Origin of the sequence: Pseudomonas sp. K5002 (assembly GCF_013386655.1) — a bacterium.
In the GTDB taxonomy this organism is placed as follows: Bacteria; Pseudomonadota; Gammaproteobacteria; order Pseudomonadales; family Pseudomonadaceae; genus Aquipseudomonas.
In genome coordinates this window covers 1-5014 of record NZ_JACARK010000055.1, presented here as the reverse complement: position 1 = coordinate 5014, position 5014 = coordinate 1, and the positions used below count along the sequence as shown (strand labels likewise).

At 61.9% G+C, this 5014-nt stretch carries 5 protein-coding genes and 1 pseudogene; 2 read left to right on the top strand and 4 right to left on the bottom strand.

Annotated elements, in window-relative coordinates; genetic code table 11:
* The 4 genes and pseudogenes from HX846_RS03760 to HX846_RS03745 form a co-directional block, all read right to left on the bottom strand.
* Positions 1-362: molybdopterin cofactor-binding domain-containing protein (locus HX846_RS03760; protein WP_178964993.1), on the bottom strand; the 362-nt coding region annotated here is incomplete at its 3' end.
* Positions 363-378: 16 nt separating this feature from the next.
* The gene (locus tag HX846_RS03755; protein WP_008436149.1) at positions 379-855 is read right to left on the bottom strand and encodes a (2Fe-2S)-binding protein; all 477 of its coding nucleotides are present in this window, start codon (positions 853-855) and stop codon (positions 379-381) included.
* 256 nt (positions 856-1111) lie between these two features.
* Complete coding sequence (locus HX846_RS03750; protein ID WP_003215338.1) at positions 1112-1546, bottom strand: MarR family winged helix-turn-helix transcriptional regulator; 435 nt, start codon at positions 1544-1546, stop codon at positions 1112-1114.
* Positions 1547-1735: 189 nt separating this feature from the next.
* A pseudogene (locus tag HX846_RS03745) lies at positions 1736-2167 on the bottom strand (2,5-dihydroxypyridine 5,6-dioxygenase); the annotation flags it as partial.
* Positions 2168-2620: 453 nt separating this feature from the next.
* Here HX846_RS03745 and HX846_RS03735 point away from each other — a divergent pair.
* On the top strand, positions 2621-3487 hold the full coding sequence (locus tag HX846_RS03735; RefSeq protein WP_003210245.1) for a pirin family protein: 867 nt from the start codon (positions 2621-2623) through the stop codon (positions 3485-3487).
* A 63-nt stretch (positions 3488-3550) separates the two neighbouring features.
* The gene (locus HX846_RS03730) at positions 3551-4993 is read left to right on the top strand and encodes a mechanosensitive ion channel domain-containing protein (RefSeq protein WP_063028913.1); all 1443 of its coding nucleotides are present in this window, start codon (positions 3551-3553) and stop codon (positions 4991-4993) included.
* Positions 4994-5014 lie beyond the last annotated feature (21 nt).

Below are 5014 nucleotides of genomic sequence, written 5' to 3'. Positions count from 1 at the left end.
GCGGCATTGCGCAGCGGAATCGCGGAGATCTGCAAGGTTGCGCTGGCAATGGTCGCGCCCTGGTTCGGCGCACGCTCGGTGTCGCCCAGCACCATGCGCACCTGGTCCATGGTCAGGTCCAGTTCTTCAGCGACGATCTGCGCCAGGGAGGTGCGAATGCCGGTGCCCAGGTCCACGTGCCCGTTGAAGGCGTACACCAGCCCATCATCGTTCACTGCGATAAACAGCCCCAGCTCCTTGGGCTTGACCGTCGGTGTGCCGCCTTTGGCCACCGGCCCCGAAGGTGGCAGCACATCGTCGACGATCAGCAGGACGCCGGCCTTGGCCAGCCATTGGTCGCGGGAAGGGATTGCGTCAGTCATGGTCATCGATCCACGTTCAAGGCGTTTGGCGGGCGGCACGCAGCACCGCGCGGAGGATTTCGATATGGGTGCCACAGCGGCAGAGGTTGCCAGACAGTTCGCTGCGCACCTCGGCTTCGCTGGGGTTGGGATTGCGGTCGAGCAAGGCCTTGGCGGTCATGATCATGCCGTTGAGGCAGTAGCCGCACTGGGCGGCCTGTTCATCGATGAAGGCCTGCTGCACCGGGTGCGGGGTCTGGCGGGTGCCGAGGCCTTCGAGGGTGACGATGTTGCGGCCCACGGCACCCGACAGGGGGAAGACGCAGGAGCGTGCAGCCACGCCGTCGATGATCACCGTGCAGGCGCCGCACTCCCCCAGGCCGCAGCCGTATTTGGGGCCGTTGAGTTGCAGGTCATTGCGCAGAATCAACAACAGCGGGGTGTCAGCCATTGCGCTGACTTCGCTGGTGTGGCCGTTGACCTCAAGCGTTACCGTGATGTTCTGGCTGGTCATTCGCTTCGCCCGTTGGATTTGGTGAAGTGTCCACTACATCAAACAGTCAAAAAAAAGCGTCGCGTACCTGGGGTCTCGCGACACACTTGACGGGTGAAGTGGTTACTACATCAACGTAGAGCAAAAACGGTGCCAGAAGATGGATGAATAGCTGTGGCGAGGGAGCTTGCTCCCGCTGGGTTGCGAAGCGACCCCAAAAGATGGGCCTGCTGCGCAGTCCGGCGGGAGCAAGCTTCCTCACCACAGGGGATCGGGGTCAGGTTTGGGGGTCTTCGATCATTTTGCGTAGCAGGAAGAGTACGGCGACGCGTTCGGCGGGGTTTAGGTTGCTCAGGGTCAGTTCGGTGATGGTGGCGGCGCAGGGCACGGTTTGCTGCACCAGGGCGGCGCCGGAGTCGGATAGGTTGACCACGACTTTGCGTTTGTCCTGCGGGTCGGGTTCGAGGGTGATCAGTTCGCGGGCCTTGAGGCGTTCGACGATGCCACGGATGGTCGCCTGGTCGACGGCGGTGGCCTTGACCAGTTCGGTGAGCGAACTTGCACCGTGATCGCGCAGGGCGCACAGGGTGACGAACTGCACGGCGGTGAGCTGCGAGTCGCCGACATTCTGCTGGAAGATCGCCAGGTGACGCTGGTAGGCCTTGCGCAGCAGGTGGCCGACTTGTTCGGAGAAAACGTAGGAATCAGGCACGGCGGGCTCGGGAAGGCGGTGGTCGATGGGGTGGCATGATGGCGGGGTTGTGGAAATGACTCAAGGATCTCATTGCCGGAACGCGGTTGAAATGTGGGAGCGGGCTTGCTCGCGAATGCGGTGTGTCAGGTGGCGCATGTGTGACTGACGTACCGCATTCGCGAGCAAGCCCGCTCCCACATTGGATGTTTAGTGGGCCAGGGAGGCCTTGGGGGCTACGACGTCGCCGGCGATGACTACGGCCTCATCATCGAGGTAGACGTCGCAATTGCGCAGCGGGATGTCCATGTGGCACGGGGTCTTGCGGGTGCCGCCGACTTCGGTGTTCGGGCCGGTGGAGAACAGGAAGTTGCCGTAGAACGCGCGGGCGTCCATGCACATGCCGTCGTTCTTGTCGTGCAGGCCCATGGCCGTCCATTGCGCCCGTGGCTGCAGGCCCCAGCCGATGTGGGAGATGCCATATACCTCGGGGTCGTTGAAGTATTTCATGTAGTCGCGCAGGTATTCGGCCTCGAAACCACCGTGGATTCTGGTGATGAAGCCCTTCTCGATCTCCAGGGTGATTTTCTCCCGGGTGTAGGTCTTGAACGGCAGCAGGATGTCGCCGATATCCAGCACCAGCAAAGTGTCGCCACGGTTGACGTGCTGGCCGGGATCAACCTTGCGCTCGATCACCTTGCCGCTGACCCGAAACCCCAGGTCACTTTCCGTGCGCGCGGCCACTACGCCGGTGTAGGCGCTTTGCTGGCTGCCGGCGGCTTCGACCTTGGCGGCCAGCACCGGGCGGGGCAGGGGCGCTTCGGCGACGGGGTCGGCCTTGTTGTTGCAGCCACTGAGTACCGCCAGCAGGGCCAGGGGGGTGAGAAGACGCAGGGGGAGAGGGTTCATGTCGGGCTCCGTGGGGCGGGGTGAGCTAAAAATTACGCTTGTAATATTTGTCGCCATATTATGGTCGAAATATAAAATAATCCAGCCCCGAGTCTTTGTTCCACTGGTGGGACGATCAGGGCCGATTTTGCCGTCTAGCGCGGAATTGGTATCGGATTTAAGGTGTATCCATTACTGGAGACACATATGAAAAAGATCATCGGCATCTACACCAGCCCACGCGGCCATTGGGTCGGCGACGGCTTTCCGGTTCGCACGCTGTTTTCCTACGACACCATGGGCAAGCAGATCAGCCCGTTCCTGTTGCTGGATCACGCCGGTCCTGCGGCATTCACCCCGACCGAGCAACGTCGCGGCGTGGGCCAGCATCCCCATCGCGGTTTTGAAACCGTGACCATCGTCTACAAGGGCGAAGTCGAGCACCGCGATTCCACCGGCGCCGGCGGCACCATCGGCCCGGGCGATGTGCAATGGATGACAGCCGCCAGGGGCATCATTCACGAGGAGTTTCACTCCGAGGCGTTCGCCCGCAGCGGCGGCGCCCTGGAAATGGTCCAGTTGTGGGTCAACCTGCCGGCCAGGGACAAAATGACCGATGCCGGTTACCAGACCATCCTCGATGGCGATATTCCGACGCTGCCCCTGGCCGACCACGCCGGCAGCCTGCGCTTGATCGCGGGCGAGTTCGACGGGGTCAAAGGCCCGGCTCGCACCTTCACACCGATCGACGTGTGGGACATGCGCCTCAAAGCCGGCCGCTCTGTGACGCTGGACCTGCACGCCGGGCGCAACACCGCGCTGGTGGTGTTGCGCGGCACGGTGCGGATCAACGGCACTGAAGTGGCGCGGGAAGGGCAGTTGGCACTGTTCGAGCGCGATGGCACGCAACTGCGCCTCGAGTCCAGCGACGACGCCATGGTGCTGTTGCTCAGCGGCGAGCCGATCGACGAACCCATCGTCGGCCACGGCCCGTTTGTGATGAACACCGAGCAGGAAATCCACCAGGCGTTTGCCGACTATCAGTCCGGGCAATTCGGGCAGATGCAGCGCTAGGGCGCTATACCCTCCAAAGGCATTTCATGCGATCTTCATGGCATTCGCCCTGGAGTCGCCTGAATGCCCTCATTTATCTCCGATCACCCGATGTTCTGTGCCTTGGCGCTGGTACTGATCGATATTGCCGTATGGCGTTTGATCTCTGCCGATTTCGCCAATTGGAAGCTGGCGGCGCGGCTGGTGATCTTTGCGGTGTTCAGCGCCGTGCTGTTCAACGAAGGCATGAACCCGATGCAGGTCGCGCCGTTCGGCGACAACGTGGCGCTGCATTTGGCGGCAACGGCGTTCCAGATCGGCTGGTGGCTGTTTGCGGCGCGCACCCTCACGGTATTGCTCGGCGCGGTGATGATGCAGCGGGTCGGCCACACCGGGCGGCTGTTGCAGGATCTGGTGGGCGCGGTGATCTTCCTGATCGCGATCATCGCCGCCATGGCCTACGTGCTCGACCTGCCGGTCAAGGGCGTGCTGGCCACTTCCGGCGCGGTGGCAATCATCGTCGGCCTGGCGTTGCAAAGCACCTTGAGCGACGTGTTTTCCGGCATCGTGCTCAACACCACCAAACCCTACCAACTGGATGACTGGATCTCCATCGACGGCACCGAAGGCCGGGTGATCGACATCGACTGGCGCGCCACCCAACTGCAAACCTCCCAGGGCAGCCTGGCGGTGGTGCCCAACTCGTTGGCGGCCAAGGCCAAGATCATCAACTTCTCACGTCCCGCAGATATGTTTGGCTTGGCGGTCAGCCTGCAGGTCAGCCCCCATGCGCGGCCCCAAACCGTGCTGGATGCGCTGGAGCGGGCGATGCAGGGGTGTCGGCCGTTGTTGGCCAAGCCGGCGCCGAGCGTGGCGTTCAAGACGTCGGCCAGTGGTGGCGTGGAGTATGAGATCAGCGGGTTTGTGCCGGCCATGGCGCTCAAGCGTGAGGTGCGCAATCAGCTTTATGATTTGGCGTTTCGGCATTTGCAGGCGGCGGGGGTGAGCTTGTTGTCGGCTGCCGAGAGTAATGCGCCGGTGACGGTTTCCCGGGCTCGGGCGTTGTTGGAGAGCTCATCTATTTTCTCGACGTTGAGGCAGGAGGAGAAGGAGACATTCAGCCAGAACATGACGCTGCAGACCTTTCGCGCCGGGGAGATGATTTTGCCGGCGGGGGAGGTGAGTGATCATCTTTTTATCATCGAGTCCGGGGTGATTTCGGTGATGCTGACCAAGGCCGGACACAAGTTTGAAGCGGGGCGGATGGGGCCTGGGGAGGTGATTGGTGAGGCCGGGATTCTTTCGGAGCAGGGTGTGCCTGCGGACTTTTCGGCGAAGACGTTTTGTACGTTGTATCGGATTGAGAAGGAGTATCTGAAGCCTTGTCTGGATGCTCGGCATGACATCAGTGAGGCTATGAAAAGCCTGCTGGATTTCAGGTTGCATGCGGCTCAGAGTTTGACGCAGGAGGCGCCTGTGGTGCCGGTTAAGAAGGGGTTTATGCAGTGGCTGCGGAGTCGGGCCTGAAGGTGTACATATCCGTTGCTG

Bases quoted from the DNA above. Each gene is read 5' to 3' on its own strand.
- HX846_RS03755 (WP_008436149.1), bottom strand. From the start codon at position 855: ATGACCAGCCAGAACATCACGGTAACGCTTGAGGTCAACGGCCACACC.
- HX846_RS03735 (WP_003210245.1), top strand. From the start codon at position 2,621: ATGAAAAAGATCATCGGCATCTACACCAGCCCACGCGGCCATTGGGTC.
- HX846_RS03730 (WP_063028913.1), top strand. From the start codon at position 3,551: ATGCCCTCATTTATCTCCGATCACCCGATGTTCTGTGCCTTGGCGCTG.